Annotated in this window: 15 protein-coding genes and 1 pseudogene; 12 read left to right on the top strand and 4 right to left on the bottom strand. The window is 64.0% G+C overall.

Annotated elements, in window-relative coordinates; all coding sequences use genetic code 11:
• The first annotated feature begins 233 nt into the window (after positions 1 to 233).
• From sucB to O4220_RS11835, 5 genes are all read left to right on the top strand, one after another.
• Entirely contained in the window at positions 234 to 2,009 is a 1,776-nt protein-coding gene (gene sucB / locus O4220_RS11855; protein WP_037177409.1) for a 2-oxoglutarate dehydrogenase, E2 component, dihydrolipoamide succinyltransferase, read from the top strand.
• Positions 2,010 to 2,159: 150 nt separating this feature from the next.
• A complete protein-coding gene (locus O4220_RS11850; RefSeq protein ID WP_269604352.1) occupies positions 2,160 to 3,050 on the top strand; it encodes a TIGR01777 family oxidoreductase in 891 nt (296 codons plus the stop codon).
• 21 nt (positions 3,051 to 3,071) lie between these two features.
• Positions 3,072 to 3,851: a lipoyl(octanoyl) transferase LipB gene (lipB, locus tag O4220_RS11845; RefSeq protein ID WP_269604349.1), complete on the top strand. Its 780-nt coding sequence runs from the start codon at positions 3,072 to 3,074 to the stop codon at positions 3,849 to 3,851.
• A gap of 10 nt (positions 3,852 to 3,861) precedes the next feature.
• Entirely contained in the window at positions 3,862 to 4,875 is a 1,014-nt protein-coding gene (lipA, locus tag O4220_RS11840; RefSeq protein WP_170944795.1) for a lipoyl synthase, read from the top strand.
• A gap of 61 nt (positions 4,876 to 4,936) precedes the next feature.
• Positions 4,937 to 5,692: a DUF4191 domain-containing protein gene (locus O4220_RS11835; RefSeq protein WP_269604346.1), complete on the top strand. Its 756-nt coding sequence runs from the start codon at positions 4,937 to 4,939 to the stop codon at positions 5,690 to 5,692.
• A gap of 40 nt (positions 5,693 to 5,732) precedes the next feature.
• Here O4220_RS11835 and O4220_RS11830 read toward each other — a convergent pair whose 3' ends face one another.
• Complete coding sequence (locus O4220_RS11830; RefSeq protein ID WP_269604344.1) at positions 5,733 to 6,197, bottom strand: RDD family protein; 465 nt, start codon at positions 6,195 to 6,197, stop codon at positions 5,733 to 5,735.
• 167 nt (positions 6,198 to 6,364) lie between these two features.
• On the opposite strand from O4220_RS11830, the gene glnA (O4220_RS11825) reads away from it, so the two are divergent.
• The 7 genes and pseudogenes from glnA (O4220_RS11825) (at position 6,365) to O4220_RS11795 (ending at position 13,498) form a co-directional block, all read left to right on the top strand.
• On the top strand, positions 6,365 to 7,801 hold the full coding sequence (glnA, locus tag O4220_RS11825; protein WP_008715657.1) for a type I glutamate--ammonia ligase: 1,437 nt from the start codon (positions 6,365 to 6,367) through the stop codon (positions 7,799 to 7,801).
• Between the two features lie 727 nt (positions 7,802 to 8,528).
• Positions 8,529 to 8,660 (top strand): annotated as a pseudogene (locus O4220_RS11820) (hypothetical protein); the annotation flags it as partial.
• A 187-nt stretch (positions 8,661 to 8,847) separates the two neighbouring features.
• Positions 8,848 to 9,498: an ABC transporter permease gene (locus tag O4220_RS11815; RefSeq protein WP_269604341.1), complete on the top strand. Its 651-nt coding sequence runs from the start codon at positions 8,848 to 8,850 to the stop codon at positions 9,496 to 9,498.
• Positions 9,491 to 10,690, top strand: a complete 1,200-nt coding sequence (locus O4220_RS11810; RefSeq protein ID WP_269604338.1) for an ABC transporter ATP-binding protein — start codon at positions 9,491 to 9,493, stop codon at positions 10,688 to 10,690. The genes O4220_RS11815 and O4220_RS11810 overlap by 8 nt, the downstream gene beginning before the upstream one ends.
• Complete coding sequence (locus tag O4220_RS11805; RefSeq protein ID WP_420030374.1) at positions 10,687 to 11,496, top strand: ABC transporter permease; 810 nt, start codon at positions 10,687 to 10,689, stop codon at positions 11,494 to 11,496. The genes O4220_RS11810 and O4220_RS11805 overlap by 4 nt, the downstream gene beginning before the upstream one ends.
• Entirely contained in the window at positions 11,496 to 12,479 is a 984-nt protein-coding gene (locus O4220_RS11800; protein ID WP_269604336.1) for a glycine betaine ABC transporter substrate-binding protein, read from the top strand. Before O4220_RS11805 ends, O4220_RS11800 begins: the two co-directional genes overlap by 1 nt.
• Before the next feature lie 35 nt (positions 12,480 to 12,514).
• Positions 12,515 to 13,498, top strand: coding sequence for a glycine betaine ABC transporter substrate-binding protein (locus O4220_RS11795; protein ID WP_269604334.1), 984 nt, complete (start codon positions 12,515 to 12,517; stop codon positions 13,496 to 13,498).
• Positions 13,499 to 13,545: 47 nt separating this feature from the next.
• Here O4220_RS11795 and O4220_RS11790 read toward each other — a convergent pair whose 3' ends face one another.
• The 3 genes from O4220_RS11790 to O4220_RS11780 form a co-directional block, all read right to left on the bottom strand.
• Positions 13,546 to 16,593 (bottom strand): bifunctional [glutamine synthetase] adenylyltransferase/[glutamine synthetase]-adenylyl-L-tyrosine phosphorylase, encoded by a 3,048-nt coding sequence (locus tag O4220_RS11790; RefSeq protein ID WP_269604331.1) that lies wholly within the window; start codon positions 16,591 to 16,593, stop codon positions 13,546 to 13,548.
• A gap of 145 nt (positions 16,594 to 16,738) precedes the next feature.
• A complete protein-coding gene (gene glnA / locus O4220_RS11785; protein WP_027497412.1) occupies positions 16,739 to 18,079 on the bottom strand; it encodes a type I glutamate--ammonia ligase in 1,341 nt (446 codons plus the stop codon).
• 102 nt (positions 18,080 to 18,181) lie between these two features.
• Positions 18,182 to 19,750, bottom strand: coding sequence for an alpha/beta hydrolase (locus O4220_RS11780; protein WP_269604327.1), 1,569 nt, complete (start codon positions 19,748 to 19,750; stop codon positions 18,182 to 18,184).
• Positions 19,751 to 19,765 lie beyond the last annotated feature (15 nt).

Here is a 19,765-nt window from a genome sequence, read left to right as displayed (position 1 = left end):
TTGATAGTGAACCAAGGCTCGTGAAGTGAGTGAGTGAATTGCCGAGAGGGAGTGTCGACGTGGGCGCTGTATCGAGCCGAACATGCTCGATCGGTGTCTGGTGCACCGGTGCCTCCGTCGAACCGAATCACGCAACTCTCGTCCATGAACCCTGTTCCGCCAGCACAATGGTCTGCGACCACAAGTCGTAAGAACTACATCACCCGCATACAACTGTCGAGGAGTCAACAGACATGGCCTTCTCCGTCCAGATGCCAGCTCTCGGTGAGAGTGTCACCGAGGGAACTGTCACGAGGTGGCTCAAACAAGAAGGCGACACCGTCGAAGTCGACGAGCCATTGCTCGAAGTCTCCACGGACAAGGTCGATACCGAGATCCCGTCGCCTGCTGCCGGTGTGCTCACCAAGATCGTCGCTCAAGAAGACGACACCGTCGAGATCGGTGGCGAGCTCGCCCAGATCGGTGACGCAGGCGAGGCCCCCTCGTCCGACGCACCGGCCGAGGACGCTGCTCCCGCCGAGGAGTCGGCACCCGAGGAAGCTGCCGAGGAGCCCACTCCCGCAGCCGAGCCCGAACCGCAGGCCGAGGAGGAGGCACCCGCAGCGAGTGCGTCGTCCGACTCGTCCGGATCCGGTACGCCGGTGACGATGCCCGAGTTGGGTGAGTCCGTCACCGAAGGCACCGTGACCCGATGGCTCAAGGCCGTCGGCGACGAGGTTGCAGTCGACGAGCCGCTGCTCGAGGTCTCCACCGACAAGGTCGACACCGAGATTCCTTCTCCGGTCGCCGGCACTCTGCTCGAGATCTCCGCCGAGGAAGACGACACGGTCGCCGTCGGTGGCCAGCTCGCCGTCATCGGATCCGGATCGCCGGCCGAGAAGGCCCCCGAGCCCGAGGCCACCCCGGAGCCCGAGGCCCCCAAGGCCGAGGAGCCGAAGAAGGAAGAGCCGAAGAAGGAGGCTCCCAAGCAGGAAGCTCCGAAGGCCGAGCCCAAGCCCGAGCCCAAGCAGGAAGCCCCCAAGGCAGCTCCCGCCAAGGAGTCGGCACCCTCTGGTGATTCCAGCCCGTACGTCACACCACTGGTGCGGAAGTTGGCGTCGGACAACGACGTCGATCTCTCCACGGTCAAGGGCACCGGCGTGGGTGGACGCATCCGCAAGCAGGACGTGCTCGCTGCAGCCGAGGCCAAGAAGGCTCCGGCAGCTCCGGCAGCCGAGGCTGCGCCCGCCGCTGCCGCCAAGCCTGCTGCGCCGGCAACCGCCGGTGTTCGTCCGGAACTCGCGCATCTTCGTGGCACCACGCAGAAGATCAACCGGATCCGTCAGATCACCGCGAAGAAGACGCGTGAATCGCTGCAGACCTCTGCGCAGCTCACGCAGACCTTCGAGGTGGATGTCACCAAGATCGCCGGTCTGCGGACGAAGGCGAAGGCGAAGTTCGCCGAGAACGAGGGCGTCAACCTGACGTACCTGCCGTTCTTCGCGAAGGCCGTCGTGGAGGCTCTCAAGGCGCATCCCAACGTCAACGCAAGCATCAACGAGGACGCCAAGGAGATCACGTACCACGCCGATGTCCACCTCGGCATTGCCGTGGACACCGAGCAGGGTCTGCTCTCCCCCGTCATCCACAACGCCGGTGACCTGTCGCTGGCCGGGTTGGCTCGAGCGATCAACGACATCGCGACCCGCGCACGTTCGGGCGGGCTGAAGCCGGACGAGCTGTCCGGTGGCACGTTCACGATCACCAACATCGGCAGCCAGGGCGCGCTGTTCGACACCCCGATCCTGGTTCCGCCGCAGGCGGCCATGCTGGGTACGGGTGCGATCGTCAAGCGTCCGGTCGTCGTCAAGGACGACTCGGGCAACGAGTCGATCGGTGTCCGCTCGATGTGCTACCTGCCGCTCACCTACGACCACCGTCTGGTGGACGGGGCCGATGCGGGCCGCTTCTTGACGACGATCAAGCAGCGTCTCGAAGTGGCGTCGTTCGAGGCCGATCTCGGCCTGTAGGCAACCGGCGAATCGCGCCTCTCACGTATTCTGGTGAGAGCGCGAAACATTCGCATCGGAGTCTCGACAAGAGGGGCACGAACCGAGCATCCGGGGCATCATTCGTTCGCGAATGATGCCCCGGTCTGCGTCAAGGAGGCTTTCGTTCATATGCGCGTAGTCATTGCAGGTTCATCGGGACTGATCGGCACGGCCCTGGTCGCAGCACTGCGGGGTCGCAGCCACGACGTCACCCGCCTCGTACGGCGTTCGCCGGCGGGACCGGACGAGTCCCAGTGGGACCCGTCCCGCGGGAGCATCGACGCGGCCACCCTCGACGGTGCCGACGCGATCGTCAACCTGTGTGGTGTCGGAATCGGCGACAAGAGATGGTCCGGTGCTTACAAGCAGTTGGTGCGCGACAGTCGAATCGCTCCCACCGAGGTGCTCGCCGGAGCTGCCGCCGACGCGGGAGTACCGACCTTGATCAATGCCAGCGGCGTCAACTTCTACGGCGATACCGGCGACCGAGTGGTCGACGAGACCGCTCCCGTCGGTGAGGGTTTTCTGGCCGAGGTCTGTCGGGATTGGGAGAACGCCACGTCTGCGGCGTCCGGTGCCGGTGTACGCACGATCATGCTGCGCAGCGGCGTTGTGCTCTCGCAGCGCGGTGGAATGCTGGGCAAGCTTCGTCCGCTGTACTTGTTCGCCCTCGGCGGGCGGCTCGGCAGTGGACGTCAGTACTTCCCATGGATTTCCTTGGAAGACGAGATCGGTGCCATCGTCCACGGCATCGAGAGCGATTCCTTGCGTGGACCGGTCAACATGGTGGGTCCGACCCCGGTGACGAACGCGCAGTTCAACAGTGCGATGTCGCGTGCGGTGCACCGCCCTGCGCCGTGGGTGGTCCCCGGCTTCGCCCTCAAGGCAGTGATCGGCGAGTTTGCCGAGGAGGCCATTCTCACCGGGCCGCGTGCCATTCCCAAGGCTCTGGAGGACGCGGGCTACACGTTCGAGCACAACACCGTGGGAGAGGCACTGCGAGTAGCTGTGGGCAGCTGACGCGGCGTACCGTTCCCAATCATGAGTGACGCGAACTCTTCGTCGGTCCGGGCATCTGCACGCGCGAGCACCGACCCTGTCGAGGTGCGCGAGTTGGGCACCGTCGAGTACACCGAGGCGTGGGCTCTGCAGCGCGACCTGGCGGGGGCCCGGGCCGACGGTATCGGCTCCGACACACTGCTGCTGCTCGAGCATCCGTCCGTCTACACGGCCGGACGACGCACTGCCGAGGAAGACATGCCACGAGACGGCACTCCCGTCGTCGAGGTGGATCGCGGCGGCAAGATCACCTGGCACGGTCCCGGCCAATTGGTCGGATACCCCATCGTGAAGCTCGCGCAGCCCATCGACGTCGTCAAGTACGTGCGCCGTATCGAAGAAGCGCTGATCTCCGTCGTATCCGGCTATGGCATCACGTGCGGACGCGTCGACGGCCGCTCAGGGGTGTGGCTTGCAGCCGAAATGCGCGACGGTAATTGGCTTCCCGAGCGCAAGATCGCTGCGATCGGGGTCCGCGTCCAGCGCGGGGTGACGCTGCACGGCTTCTCACTCAATTGCAATGCAGTGATGACCGGGTTCGACGCGATCGTCCCCTGCGGCATCGCCGATGCGGGCGTCACATCCCTGTCGCTCGAGCTCGGACGTGACGTGACGACCGACGACGTCCTCGCCGCCGTCACCTCCGCGATACTGGCTGCCCTCGACGGTTCGATGCCGGTGCAGGACCACGACATAGAGCATCCGGCGGCGGTCGGCGCGTCTGTCAACCCGCAGTTCACCACCGTTCGGTTCGGCGCGTAGCATCGAATCTGTGACTGTGGCCCCAGAAGGACGCAAGCTGCTCCGCCTCGAGATCCGAAATGCGGAGACCCCCATCGAACGCAAACCCAACTGGATCAAGACCAAAGCCAAGATGGGCCCGGAATACACCGAGCTCAAGGGTCTTGTGAAGCGTGAGGGTCTGCACACGGTGTGCGAGGAAGCCGGCTGCCCGAATATCTACGAATGCTGGGAAGATCGCGAAGCGACCTTCCTCATCGGCGGTGAGCAATGCACCCGCCGATGCGATTTCTGTCAGATCGACACCGGCAAGCCGGACGATCTCGATCGAGACGAGCCGCGCCGCGTGGCCGAGAGCGTGCAGGCCATGGGTCTGCGCTACTCCACCATCACCGGCGTCGCCCGTGACGATCTCGAGGACGGCGGTGCGTGGCTGTACGCCGAGACGGTGCGCTTCATCAAGAAGCTGAACCCGAACACCGGTGTCGAGCTGCTCATCCCCGATTTCAATGCCAAGCCCGATCAGCTGGCCGAGGTCTTCTCCTCGCGACCGGAGGTACTGGCCCACAACGTAGAGACCGTGCCGCGCATCTTCAAGCGCATTCGTCCGGCGTTCCGCTACCAGCGGTCGATGGACGTCATCACGGCAGCGCGCGACGACGGTCTGGTCACCAAGTCCAACCTCATCCTCGGCATGGGCGAGACGCCCGAGGAGGTGCAGGAAGCGATTCGCGACCTGCACGAGGCGGGCTGCGACATCCTGACCATCACCCAGTACCTGCGCCCCTCCCCGCGGCACCACCCCGTCGAGCGGTGGGTGAAGCCCGAGGAGTTCGTCGAGCACTCCGACTACGCCACCGAGGTCGGGTTCGCCGGCGTGCTGGCCGGGCCGTTGGTCCGCTCCTCCTACCGTGCCGGACGCCTCTACGCGCAGGCCATGGCGCATCACGGTCGTGAGCTGCCCGAGAGCATGAGCCATCTGACCGACGGCGGCGAAGCATCGCAGGAGGCCAGTTCGTTGATGGCCCGTCTTGCCGCTCGCTGATCCTCGTTCTCGAGCCGGAGCGGTGCAAGTGAGCGTCGGCACAGGACGTATCCTGTGAGGTATGGCGAACGGCAGTAAGGCTGGCAAAGCAGCGAAGCCCAGCAAGGAAGCAAAAGCAGCCGCGAAAGCGGCCCGCAAGAAGGCATCGAAGGAGCGCCGCAGTCAGCTGTGGCAGGCGTTCCAGATGCAGCGCAAGGACGACAAGGCTCTCCTTCCGCTGATGATCGGGGCGGTGGTCGGGCTCGGGCTCGTCGGCTTCCTCATCGGCCTCGCCTTCGGCTTTCAGTGGTTCCTGCTCCCCATCGGTTTGCTGCTCGGCGTGTTGGTCGCCTTCATCATCTTCGGTCGCCGGGTACAGAAGTCGGTGTACAAGAAGGCCGACGGCCAAGCCGGTGCGGCGGCCTGGGCCCTGGACAACCTGCAGGGTTCGTGGCGCGTGACCAATGCGATCGCCGGTACCACTCACCTCGACGCCGTGCATCGGGTGATCGGCAAGCCCGGCGTCATCCTCGTCGCCGAGGGTGCACCGCAGCGTGTGAAGGCGTTGCTGGCGCAGGAGAAGAAGAAGACCGCCCGCCTGGTGGGCGACACCCCGATCTACGACGTCATCGTCGGAAACGGGGAGAACCAGATTCCTCTGTCGGGTCTGCAGAAGTATCTGTCGAAGTTGCCCAAGAACATCGACGGCAAGCGCATGGACACCATCGAGTCACGGCTCTCCGCGCTCGGCACGAAGGGTGGCCCGGCAATGCCGAAGGGACCCGTTCCCGGCGGAGCCAAGATGAAAGGCGTCCAGCGGACCATGAAGCGTCGCTAGATCCCGATCGACAGCCCACAGCAGCCCTGGTGCGCGCCCCTCAGCGGGTCCGCAGCAGGGCTGTTCCCGTTGCGCGGTCGTGCATTCCGCGTCCGTCCATGTCGGTGATGACCGCCGGGACGACGAACAGCAGTATCAGCTGGCGAACCAGCGCCCGGACGAAACCGACTCGCGCGTGAGCGTCGATGCGACCGACCTGGATGCCGACCACGAACTGCCCCGGGGTGAACGAGAACAGCGAGACGGTCACCAGTCCTACTGCGAACCACACCGCAAGCACGATCGTCGAGATCAACCCACTCGTGGTGTAACCGCCGAGTATCAGCGACGCCACGCCGGTCGCCATGGTCCAGTCCAGAATCAGGGCCAGAATTCTGCGCCCTGCACCTGCCAGTGCTCCGACCCCCTGCTGAGGTAGGCCCAGTTCTTCGCCGCGATAGTTCTGTGGTTGTCGTGGGTTCGCGGCCGCCGGTCCGGACAACCAGGACCCTGTCATTCGTGCCATGATTTCCAGGATAGGCGCGACCGGAGACACGGGAAAACACGCGGACGTACTGTTGTTCGTGCCACTCGTGAACCAGGACGCGTAACACGGGCGAAACACGAGCTTGACGGGCGGGCAACACCAAGTCCATACCGTCAGTTCGACGGACTCAACTAAGGAGCAAAAGCGTGGCGTTTTCCACGGCCCAAGAGGTCATCAAGTTCATCGCAGATGAAGGAATCGAATACGTCGACATCCGATTCACGGATCTGCCGGGTGCACAGCAGCACTTCTCGATCGCCGCAAAGGCGTTCACGGCGGACACCCTGGAAGACGGCCTCGCGTTCGACGGCTCGTCCGTCCGCGGCTTCCAGTCGATTCACGAGTCCGACATGATTCTGCTGCCGGACTACGCCACCGCTCAGATCGACCCGTTCCGCAACGCGAAGACGCTGAACATCGACTTCTTCGTCCACGACCCGTTCACCCGTGAGGCGTACAGCCGCGATCCGCGCAACGTCGCACGCAAGGCCGAGGAGTACTTGGCCAGCACCGGCATCGCCGACACCGCGTACTTCGGTGCCGAGGCCGAGTTCTACATCTTCGACTCGGTTCGCTTCGATTCGCAGGCCAACGGTGCGTTCTACGAACTCGACTCTTCTTCGGGTTGGTGGAACACCGGTGCCGAGACCGAGGCCGACGGCAGCCCGAACCTCGGCTACAAGGTTCGCTACAAGGGTGGCTACTTCCCCGTCGCCCCGTACGACCACTACGTGGACCTGCGCGACGAGATCTCGACCAACCTGCAGAACGCGGGCTTCGAGCTCGAGCGTGCCCACCACGAGGTCGGCACCGGCGGCCAGCAGGAGATCAACTACAAGTTCAACACGCTGCTCCGCGCGGCCGACGATCTGCAGCTGTTCAAGTACATCGTCAAGAACACCGCGTGGAAGAACGGCAAGTCGGCGACGTTCATGCCGAAGCCGCTCTTCGGCGACAACGGCTCGGGCATGCACGTGCACCAGTCGCTGTGGAAGGACGGCAAGCCCCTCTTCCACGACGAGGCCGGATACGCCGGACTGTCGGATCTCGCACGCCATTACATCGGCGGCATCCTGCACCACGCACCGTCGCTGTTGGCTTTCACCAACCCGACGATCAACTCGTACCACCGCTTGGTGCCGGGCTACGAAGCCCCCATCAACCTGGTCTACAGCCAGCGCAACCGCTCCGCGGCAGTGCGCATCCCGATCACCGGCAACAACCCGAAGGCCAAGCGCCTCGAGTTCCGCGCGCCGGACTCCTCGGGCAACCCGTACCTGAACTTCGCTGCTCAGATGATGGCGGGCCTGGACGGAATCAAGAACAAGATCGAGCCGATGGCTCCGGTCGACAAGGACCTCTACGAGTTGCCGCCCGAGGAAGCCAAGAACATTCCTCAGGCACCCACCTCGCTCAACGCGGTCATCGACCGTCTCGAGGCCGATCACGATTACCTCACCGAGGGTGGCGTGTTCACGACCGACCTGATCGAGACCTGGATCTCGCTCAAGCGTGAGCAGGAGATCGCTCCGGTCAACCTGCGCCCGCACCCGTACGAGTTCTCGCTGTACTACGACGTGTGAGTCGATAGATTTCACGAAGAAACGCCCGGCCGAATCATTTCGGCCGGGCGTTTTCGTATCAGTGTTTCAACTTCTCGCGTTTGCACGAGATTCAACTCTGAAACGCTGCGGGCCACTTTCACACGGAAAAACCCGGCCCAACGATGTCGGACCGGGCTCTCGATGCGTTTTGCGGTTACAAATCAGTAGCCACTTACGTCGTCCGCCTCGCCACTGCGCTCACCCGGACCCAGCGCGCGGTCGGGATCCGATATGCCAATTGGTTGCTGCTGCGGATTTGGAATGTATTGCCCGCACTGGTCGACCGTAAGGGCCGCGGCACCACCGACCAAAGCCGCTGTCGCACCGGCAGACTCCGGCGTCGACGCGACGGTCCCCCCAAGAACTGCCGCACTACCTGCACAGCCCAGCGGGGACGCTTGAGCCATTGCGCCCGATCCACCGAATGCGATCACGGTGGCTCCACCGACCGCCATAAGAGCCCCGCCCACCACGGTGCGAACAGGGATTTTTGAATAAACGAATTTCGACATTTTCGTCCTTTCTCGTACTTACCGCTAAACCGCTGCGGTTGTTCCGGTTAGGGCCGATCTCGAACGAACCCAACGCTAGAAGCTCCGGAGTCATACCGCAACAGATCTCGCACAAGTCGCCGACTTTATCCCTTTTGAGAGGTGCGGTGGCGAATCTCCAGGCACGGTCGATGAACGGTGGGTCCGGTCGCGGCTACCTCACCGAGGGTGGCGTGTCTACGACCGACCTGATCGAGACCTGGATCTCGCTCGAGCGTGAGCAGGAAATCGCTCCGGTCAACTTGCGCCCGCACCCGTACGAGTTCTCGCTGTACTACGACGTCTGAGTCGATAGCTTCAGCCAGAACACGCCCGGCCGAATCTATTCGGCCGGGCGTTTTTGTTTTCTCGATTGTTTCCGATCGGCAAAGTTTCCGGCAAACGACTACGGAATCGAGCTCGTTCGGCGTTTGATAGTCGGTAGGTGGGGTAAGAGTACCTATCCAGCACCGGCGAACAGAGGACGAAAACTACATGGATGCATTGTGGGATTTCATCGTCGGTCGGCGAAGGCAGTTGGCGATCGACTCCTATCTGCACGTCTCGGCCGTGGTGCAATGCGTCATCATCGCCACCGTTATCGGCGTTGCGATCGGGGTGCTCGTCTACCGCAGTCCGGCCGGTTCCGCCGTTGCTACCGCCCTGGCGAGCACCGTCCTGACAATTCCGTCGTTTGCTCTGTTGGGTCTACTGATTCCCATTTTGGGACTGGGTGTTCGACCGACAGTGACCGCTCTGGTCCTGTACTCACTGCTCCCGATCATCCGAAATACTGTGGTCGGTCTGGATGCGGTCAATCCGGCGGTCACCGATGCCGCCCGCGGAATCGGCATGAGCCGCATTCTTGTGTTGCGGCGCATCGAGATTCCACTGGCGTGGCCCTCGATTCTGACCGGGATGCGAGTCAGTACACAGCTAGCCATGGGCATCCTGGCCATCGCTGCTTACGCCAAAGGCCCCGGCCTCGGCAATCTTCTGTTCTCCGGGCTCGCACGGGTCGGCAGCCCCACGGCCGTTCCACAGGCACTGACCGGCACCATACTCATCGTCCTGCTGGCGCTGATCCTCGATGGGATTTACGTCGTGATCGGCAAACTGACCACCTCGAGGGGTATCCGTGAGTGAGAAAACGACCGTATCCGGTGCAGAAATCGTGCTGGAGAACGTGACCAAGAGTTACTCGGGACAGAAGGATCCCGCCGTCGACAACGTGTCGATGACGATTCCCGCCGGTGAAGTGGTCGTGCTGGTCGGTCCGTCCGGCTGCGGTAAGACGACGACCATGCGCATGATCAACCGGTTGATCGAACCGACGTCGGGCCGCATCACCATCGGCGGCAAAGACGCATTGTCGATCAATCCGAACGAGCTTCGCCGCACCATCGGTTACTCGATCCAGCAGGCAGGACTGTTCCCGCACATGACCATTGCGGAGAACGTCGGCATGGTTCCAGGGCTGATCGGCTGGAAGAAGAAGAGGATCTCGGATCGCACAGACGAAATGCTCGATCTTGTCGGTCTCGATCCAGCGTTGTACCGGGACCGCTACCCGCGCCAACTGTCCGGAGGTCAGCAGCAACGCGTCGGTGTAGCGCGCGCTCTGGCCGCCGATCCCCCGGTCCTGTTGATGGACGAGCCGTTCGGTGCCGTCGACCCCATCACCCGCGGCCTGTTGCAAGACGAATTGATGCGCCTGCAAGCAGAACTGGGCAAGACCATAGTGTTCGTGACGCACGACTTCGATGAAGCAGTGAAGCTCGGTGACCGAATCGCTGTGTTGGGTAATCAGTCTCGTATTCTGCAGTTCGATACTCCCGAAGCGGTGTTGGCCAACCCGGCCGACGAGACGGTCGCCGGATTCGTCGGTGCCGGTGCAGCTCTCAAGCAACTGACACTGATGAGAGTGCGCGACATCGAGTTGTCCGATGTTCCGGTCATGGGCGAAGACCAGCCGGTCGAGTCGATGAACGCGGCTCTCGGAAACGACCCGGAGGCGTGGGGAATAATTCTCGATGCGCGTAAGCGGCCGATTCGTTGGACCGATCGCCGTCATCTCGCTGGGGTGGGCAGCCTGCGCGACGTCGGTGTGCCGATGGGCGAGATGGTCTCGACGCAATCTACGCTGCAGGACGCACTCGAAGCGCTTCTCGCCGAGGGCAACGCGACCGCCACGGTTACCGGTCAGCGCGGCGAATACGCCGGCACGATCACCATCGAGCAACTGATCGACACCATCAAGACCATCCGTTCGCAGCATGCTCACGACCATGACAAGGACACCTCAGCGGAAGACGTGACTGCAGGAAGTCCGTCGTGACGACCGCTGCGGATTCCTCGGTCGTCGATGCAGCAGGTGACGACGGCGGTGCGCAGGCGGCGAAGCAGGCTGCCAAGCGAGCGGAACGTATTCGGCTGCTGGTGCAACCGGCAATCATCGCGGTGGTCGTAATCGGTCTGCTCGTTTACACGTTCACCCGCGATCTGACTGCGACGCAGAAAGAGACGCTGAACGCAAGCTATCTGCTTCAAAGAATGTCCGAGCACGTTGTCATCACGATCGTCGTCACAGCGCTCGTGCTGGCAATAGCGGTTCCTCTGGGTATTTTGTTGACCCGCAACGGCTACCGAAAGTTGGCACCGATCTTCGTCGGTATCGCCAACATCGGTCAGGCCGCGCCGGCGGTCGGCCTGCTGGTGCTGTTGTTCCTCGCGACGGGCAAGACCGGTTTCTGGATCGGCGTACTGCCCATCGCGTTCTACTCGCTGCTTCCCGTTCTCCGAAACACGATGCTCGGCTTCCAGCAGGTGGACCCGAGCTACATCGATGCTGCACGTGGACAAGGCATGTCGAGTAACGGCATCCTCTGGCGGATCGAGTTCCCACTCGCCGTGCCGTACATGCTGGCCGGCCTGCGCACGTCGCTGGTTCTGGCCGTCGGAACTGCCACACTGAGCTTCCTGGTCGGGGCAGGTGGCCTAGGAACTCTGATCGACACCGGATACAAGCTCTACCAACCACTGATACTCGTCGTAGGAGGTGTTCTCGCCGTGGCCCTCGCTTTGTTCGTCGATTGGCTGGGCGCCCTCGCCGAGGCCTACCTCGGACCGAAAGGACTCCGCTGATGCGGCGCACGACACGACAACTCATCGCTCTTTGTACGGTCGCCACGATCGCGCTGTCGAGTTGCGGCCTGCAGTCGGGCAGTGCAGTGCCGCTATCCGTGGAACCCGGCAGCATCACACCTGTAGCGGGACTCGAGGGCGCGAAATTGATCGTCGGCTCGAAGGAATTCACCGAGCAGATCATCTTGGGATACATCCTCGAATTCGCTTTGGTGGCAGCCGGAGCCGACGTACGCGACCTCACCAATATTTCCGGATCCAACAGCACCCGCCAGGCAATGATATCCGGGCAAGTCGACGTCACGTACGAGTACACGGGTACCGCATGGATCAACTTCCTCGGAAACGAAACCCCCATCCCGGATGCCACCGGGCAGTTCGAGGCCTTGCGCGACCAGGACGCGGCCAACGGACTCACCTGGGTCAACCCCGCACCGATGGACAACACGTACGCACTGGCGATGAATCAGGCAACGGCAGACGCGACCGGCATCAAGACGCTCTCGGACTATGCCGCGCTCGCCCGAACCGATCCGGCTGCGGCACAGACTTGCGTGGAGACCGAGTTCAATTCGCGACAGGACGGGTTCCCGGGCATGGCCGCTACATACGGCTTCGACCCCAACGTCGTTCCACGGCAGGTGTTGCAGGGCGGCATCATCTATCAAGCAACGGCCGACGGTTCGCAGTGCACATTCGGTGAGGTGTTCACCACCGACGGCCGCATCAAGGGTCTGAACCTCACCGTGATCGAAGACGACAAGAGCTTCTTTCCCCGCTACAACGCCACGGTCGTGATTCGCACGCCCATTGCCGACGAATACCCGGAGATCGCCGAGGTCACCGCTCCGATCTCCGCGGCGCTGACCAACGACGAGATCACCGAGCTCAACCGGCAGGTGGACATCGACGGGCGCGAGCCCGCGGATGTCGCGCGCGACTGGATGGTGAAGCAGGGATTCGTCACCGCCGGCGCGGATTAGCCGTCTCTTACATCGGACCGTGAGGATCGAAGTTGATGCGGCAAACGACACGACGGTTGATTGCCCTGTGCGTCGTGGTGACGACGGCAGTGACAGGTTGCGGTCTGCAGTCGGGCAGTGCGGTGCCGCTGTCCGTGGAACCCGGTAGCATCCAACCTGTGCCGGGTCTGGAGGGCGCGAAATTGATCGTCGGCTCCAAGGAATTCACCGAGCAGGTGATCCTGGGTTACATACTCGAATTCGGGCTGGTGGCGGCCGGAGCGGACGTCCGAGACCTCACCAACATTTCGGGGTCCAACAGCACCCGCCAAGCCATGGTCTCCGGCCAGGTGGACGTCACCTACGAGTACACGGGTACGGCGTGGATCAACTTCCTGGGAAACGAAACCGCCATCCCGGACGCAACCGGGCAGTTCGAGGCCTTGCGCGACCAGGACGCGGCCAACGGACTCACCTGGGTCAACCCTGCACCGATGGACAACACCTACGCACTCGCGATGAATCAGGCGACGGCAGACTCGACCGGCATCAAGACACTCTCGGACTACGCCGCGCTCGCCAGAACCGATCCGGCTGCGGCACAGACTTGCGTGGAGACCGAGTTCAATTCGCGACAGGACGGGTTCCCGGGCATGGCCGCTGCATACGGCTTCGACCCCAACGTCGTTCCACGGCAGGTGTTGCAGGGCGGCATCATCTATCAAGCAACGGCCGACGGTTCGCAGTGCACATTCGGTGAGGTGTTCACCACCGACGGCCGCATCAAGGGTCTGAACCTCACCGTGATCGAAGACGACAAGAGCTTCTTTCCCCGCTACAACGCCACGGTCGTGATTCGCACGCCCATTGCCGACGAATACCCGGAGATCGCCGAGGTCACCGGTCCGATCTCCGCGGCGCTGACCAACGACGAGATCACCGAGCTCAACCGGCAGGTGGACATCGACGGACGCGAGCCCGCGGATGTCGCGCGCGACTGGATGGTGAAGCAGGGATTCGTCACCGTCGGCAGTGACTAGAGGGAGACGGGGACTAGAGGGAGACGGGGACTAGAGGGAGACGGGGACTAGTTCCCGCCGAAGGTCCGCTCCACCACGGCCTTTGCCCGACGCGTGACACGCAGGTAGTTGTCGAGGAACGCGCCGGCGTCGCCGTTTTCCCAGCCCGCAACCTGCGCCACGGCGGAGAGCACTGCGCCCGGTGCGGGTAGCTGGTCGGTCGGTTTGCCGCGCACCAAAACCAGTGCGTTGCGGGCCTTCGTCGCGAGGATCCATGCCTCGCGCAGCAGTTCGACGTCGGTTTCGCTCATCAGCTCGGCCGCACCGATCGCGTCCAGCGACTGCAGGGTCGAGGTGTTGTGCAGCGAAAGCACCTTGTGCGCGTACCGGAGCTGAATGAGCTGGACGGTCCACTCGATGTCGGCCAGTCCCCCACGCCCGAGCTTGGTGTGCGTTGCGGGGTCGGCTCCCTTGGGCAGTCGTTCGGAATCGATACGCGCCTTGATGCGTCTGATCTCGCGGACGGCGTCGGCGGACACCCCGCCCTCGGGGTAGCGCACCTTGTCGGCCATCAGCAGGAATCGAATGCCGAGATCCTGGTCGCCGGCAACCTGGTGAGCCCGCAGCAGAGCCTGGACTTCCCACGCCTGGGCCCACTGCGAGTAGTACGCGGCGTAGGACGAGAGGGTGCGCACCACCGGTCCGCTCCGGCCTTCCGGACGCAGTCCGGTGTCGACCTCGAGGGGCGGGTCGGTACTCGGCGCGCCCAGCAGTTTGCGGATGCGGTCGGCAATGGTGTTGGCCCACTTGACCGCAACGGTCTCGTCGACGCCGTCGACCGGCTCGCAGACGAACAGTACGTCTGCGTCGCTGCCGTATCCGAGCTCGCCGCCGCCCAGTCTTCCCATGCCGATAACGGCCAGAGTTGCCGGTGCCGGTTCGCCGCGTTCGATCTCGCTGGCCCGAATGGCAGCTGCCAGAGCGGCATTGATGACGGCGGCCCAGACCGACGACAGCGCCCGGCAGACCTGCGGCACGTCGAGCATGCCGAGGATGTCTGCCGACGCCACTCGGGCAAGCTCGTGGCGTCGTAGCGCCCTGGCCGCGTTGATCGCCCGTACCGGGTCCTCGTAGCGGGCCGAGGAAGACAGGATTGCGCGATAGGTCTCTTCGGGCTCGACATCGAGCAGCCGGGGGCCGGTAGGACCGTCGGCGAACAGCCGAATGACCTCGGGGGCCTTGATCAGCAGATCCGGTACGTAGGCCGAGGAGCCGAGCACGATCATCAACCGCTGCGCCACTGCGCCTTCGTCGCGCAACACGCGCAGGAACCACGTTTGCTCCCCCGCCGACTCCGACAGCCGCCGGTAATTGAGCAGACCCGCGTCCGGGTCGGGGGTATCGGCGAGCCACTCCAGCAGAGTCGGCAGTAGCACGGCCTGGATCTGACCGCGACGAGTGCCCGAGCCGACGAGCGCCCGCAAGTGACCCAGTGCGTTCTGCGGGGTGGCATAGCCGAGAGCCGCGAGCTGACGCGTCGCCGCGTCGGGAGTAAGGCGCACTGTCTCGGAGTCGAACTTGACCACAGAGTCGAGCAGCGGACGGTAGAAGAGCTTCGCGTGCAGCCGCCTGATGCGTTGTGCGTTGCGTTTGATCTCGGCGTTGAGTACACCGAGGGCGTCGCGATTGCCGTCCGGTCGCATGTGCGCTGAGCGCGCCAGCCACCGCAGAGCTTCCTCGTCGTCCTGTGGCGGGAGGGTGTGCGTTCGCCGCATCCTCTGCATCTGCAGGCGGTGCTCGATCAGCCGGAGAAATTCGTAGGACGCCGTCAGATTCGCGGCGTCGTCGCGCCCGACGTACCCGCCCTCGGTGAGCGCGGTCAGTGCGTCGGTCGTACCGAGCACGCGCAGCGACTCGTCGGTTCGACCGTGCACCAACTGCAATAACTGAACGGCGAATTCGACATCCCGCAGACTGCCACGTCCCAGTTTGATCTCGCGCTCGCGAAGCTCGGACGGCACCATCTCTTCGACCCGACGGCGCATCGCGCGCACTTCCGGCACGAAGTCCTCGCGCTGACTGGCCAGCCATACCATCGGGTTCACCGAGTCGACGTAATCGTTGCCGAGTGCGATATCACCGGTCATCGGCCGGGCCTTGAGCAGAGCCTGGAACTCCCAGGTCTTGGCCCACCGCTTGTAGTACGCCACGTGCGAATCCAGCGTGCGGACCAGTTCGCCGCGCTTACCCTCGGGGCGCAGCGCCGCGTCGACCTCGAAGAACGCCGAGGATCCGATGCGCATCATCTCACCCGCGATGCGGCTGGCCTGTGCGTCGGCGGGTTCGGCAACGAACACGACATCGACGTCCGAGACGTAATTGAGTTCGCGGGCACCGCATTTGCCCATTGCGACGACGGCCAGGCGCGTCGGGCACGGGGCGTCCGGACACACGGTGGCCACGGCGACCGCCAGTGCCGCGGTGAGTGCGGCGTCGGCCATGTCCGACAGATGCGATCCGACCACCGTGTACGGCAGGACGGGTTCGTTCTCGACCGTCGCGGCGAGGTCGTATGCAGCCAGCACCATGATCTGGTCGCGGTACTTCTTACGCAGCGCAATCACCGCGGGCGGCCCGGTGACCGACGCCCGATACAGGTCCGGCGCGGCATTGGGTCCGGTCTCGGGCTCGGCCCCGACGACCTCGAGGAGTTCCGCTACCAACGTCGCCTTGCTCGGGAGCTCGATTTTCGCCGAGACTCCGCTGGCCTGACCTGCCTTCGTCAAGAGCAGACGCCAGGTGCTGTCGTCGGCGACGAGGTGGTCTGCGAGCGCACTCGACGCGCCGACCAGCCCGAGGAGGCGTCCGCGAAATCCCTTGTCCGTGCGCAGCGCTGTGTCGAACTCCGACCAACCGGCACCGAGCAGCTCGTACATCCGTACCAGGGTGCGCAGAGCCAGGTCCGCATTGGGCGCGCGGGACAGTGACCACAGCAGTTCGAGGCTTTCTTCACCTGTCCAACCGAGGGTGCGCAAGTCGCCCGGAGCGGTTTCTTCGACAAGGCCGAGACGGCCCGGCCCGGGAACGACGGATCTGGAAGTCGGAGGACGCACCATCTACAGTCCACCTCGGCGTGCCACAGTTTTACCCCGTCGTCGGTAATGCGACGCGAGGGTTGCCCACGCCGGCATCGGAACTACATTCTCGATCGACTAGAACGTAGCCCATGACGACGACGGTCTGTTAAAAGACCCCGCTGCTCTACAGACCGAGGTAGGCCCTGAGCTCGTACGGCGTGACGTGGCTGCGGTATTCCTCCCACTCGCGACGCTTGTTGCGCAGGAAGAAGTCGAACACGTGCTCGCCCAGCGCTTCTGCGACCAGCTCGGACCCCTCCATCGCGTTGAGCGCTTGATCGAGATTGCCCGGTAGTTCCTTGTACCCCATGGCGCGACGCTCGGCCGAGGTCAGCGCCCACACGTCTTCCTCGGCCTCGGGCGGCAGGGTGTAACCCTTTTCGATTCCGCGAAGACCGGCCGCGAGCAGTACCGCAAACGCCAGGTACGGGTTGCAGGCCGAATCAGGGCTGCGAATCTCGACGCGCCGCGACGAGGCCTTGTTCGGGGTGTACATCGGCACGCGGATCAAGGCCGAGCGATTGGCCGGTCCCCACGATGCGGCAGTCGGTGCCTCGCCGCCGCGCACCAGCCGCTTGTAGGAGTTGACCCACTGGTTGGTCACGGCGCTGATCTCGTTGGCGTGCTCGAGGATGCCGGCGATGAAGGACTTGCCGGTTTCCGACAGCTGCATCGGATCGTCGGGGTTGTGGAACGCGTTGGCGTCGCCCTCGAACAGGCTCATGTGCGTGTGCATCGCCGAGCCGGCCTGATCGCTGAACGGCTTGGGCATGAACGTCGCGCGCACACCCTCTTCGATGGCGACCTCCTTGACCACGTAGCGGAAGGTCATGATGTTGTCGGCCATCGACAGGGCGTCGGCGTACCGCAGGTCGATCTCCTGCTGGCCGGGGGCGGCCTCGTGGTGGCTGAACTCCACCGAGATTCCCATCGACTCGAGTGCGTCGATGGCGTGTCTGCGAAAGTTCGGGGCCGAATCGTGCACGGCCTGGTCGAAGTAACCGCCGTTGTCGGCAGGGGTAGGCGGTGAGCCGTCCTGCGGGGCATCTTTGAGCAGAAAGAACTCGATCTCGGGGTGCACGTAGCAACTGAATCCGAGGTCTGCGGCCTTGCTCAGCTGGCGACGCAGCACGTGGCGAGAGTCTGCCCAGGACGGCGAGCCGTCGGGCATGGCGATGTCGCAGAACATCCGCGCCGAGTGCTGGTGGCCCTTGCTGGTGGACCACGGCAGGATCTGGAACGTCGAGGGATCGGGCTTGGCGACGGTGTCGGCCTCGGAGACTCGGGCGAACCCTTCGATGGCGCTACCGTCGAAGCCGATCCCCTCGTCGAACGCCCCTTCGAGCTCGGCGGGGGCGATGGCCACCGATTTCAGATACCCGAGGACGTCGGTGAACCAGAGGCGGACGAAACGAATGTCGCGCTCTTCGAGAGTCCGGAGCACGAATTCCTTTTGACGATCCATGAACGCGAGAGTAAGCAAACGGAGTTAAATCTGTGTTACATCGTGAATTCAGTCTCACTTCGTGAAACTCTCTGCTCACATCTTGGCTGGTGAGGTAGCAGGTCAGCAGCGCAATCCGTCGCCGGGCGGGACCAGATCGACGAGGTAATTCACCAGCGGATCGTCGATGCAGCCCACTCCCGAGAACGCCACCGTGTGCTGAGTGCCGTCGTAGGTCACGAGGTTGCCTCGCAACTGCGCAGCCAGTTCCACCCCGGCCTGATACGGAGTGGCCGGATCGTTGGTCGTCGACACCACCACCAGCGTCGGCAGCCCCTCGACATCGACGATGTGCGGGTCGCTCGTATTCGGCACCGGCCAGAACGCGCACAGGTCGAGCGGCGCGTTGCCCGTGGCTCGGCCGTCGTCCAGATACGGCGCGGCGGCGCGGAACCTGGCGTCGGCCTCGTCGGCCGCTGCCCGATCCGTGGTCGGCGGTCCGTCCACACATCGGACGGCATTGAACGCATCGTCGATGTTTGTATAGCTACCGTCCTCCAGCCGCCCGGAGTAGGTGTCGGCGAGCCGGAGCAGGGTGTCGCCCCGACCGTCGCGTAGTTCGTTCAGTCCCGCCCGCAGCAGACGCCACAGCTGCTGCGAGTACAGAGCCTGCTGAGCCCCGGTGAGCGCGTCGTCGTAACTGAGGCCCCGTAGATCGGTCGTTTCGGCGGGCTGGTCGATCAGTGGGTCGACCAAGGATCGAAACTGTGCGACGGCCTGGGCCGGATCTGTGCCGAGCGGGCAGGTGTCGGTCTGTGCGCAGTCGGCGGCGAACTGATCGAACGCGGTCTGGAACGCGGCACCCTGGGCGACTGCCTCGTCGACGGGTGATTGATCGGGGTCGAGCGCGCCGTCGAGCACCATCGCCCGAACGTTCGACGGGAATTCCTCGGCATACGCGGTGCCGATACGGGTGCCGTAGGAGTACCCGACGTAGGTCAGCTTCTCATCGCCCAGAACTGCCCGGATGACGTCCATGTCGCGCACCACTTCCCTGGTGCCGACGTGTTCGAGCACATCTGCCCCGGTCCGGTCGACGCACTGGGCGGCATAGTCCCGATGCTCGGCCTCGGTGGCCGCGATGCCCTCGGGGCTGACGTCGACGTCCGGCTCGCGGCGTTCCTCGTCGACCTCCTCGGGCGTCAGACAGCGCACCTCCGGTTCGGAGGCCCCGATCCCGCGTGGGTCGAAACCGATGCGATCGAAGCGATCGGCAATGGCGGTGCCGTCGGCCTGTGTGGCCAGATACAGACCCGAGGAGCCCGGACCGCCGGGGTTCATCAGGATGGATCCGATCTTCTCGCCTGCCGCGCGGGTCCGGGAGATGGCGACCTCGATGGTTGTGCCGGTGGGATCGGCGTAGTCGAGGGGCACGGTGACCTTCGCGCACTCGACGGAGTCCCCCAGTTCGCTGCCGTCGGTGTTGTATCGGTCGCAGGATTCCCACTGGAGCGTTTGGTTGTAGAACGTCTCCAGCCCTGCGGGAATCGGACCGGCCACCGGTGCCGGCGAAGATGCCTCGGACCCAGCGGAGGACTCCGGTGCGGCAGTGGGCTCCTGGCCGGAGCAGCCTGCGAGCAACACCGCGACTGCGGACAGCGCCACGGCCGTGCTCCTGGTACGCGTTCTCATGGCACGATCGTGCCA

The organism is Rhodococcus ruber (assembly GCF_027270735.1).
Taxonomy (GTDB): domain Bacteria; phylum Actinomycetota; class Actinomycetes; order Mycobacteriales; family Mycobacteriaceae; genus Rhodococcoides; species Rhodococcoides rubrum_A.
This window is presented reverse-complemented; position numbering and strand designations above follow the sequence as displayed.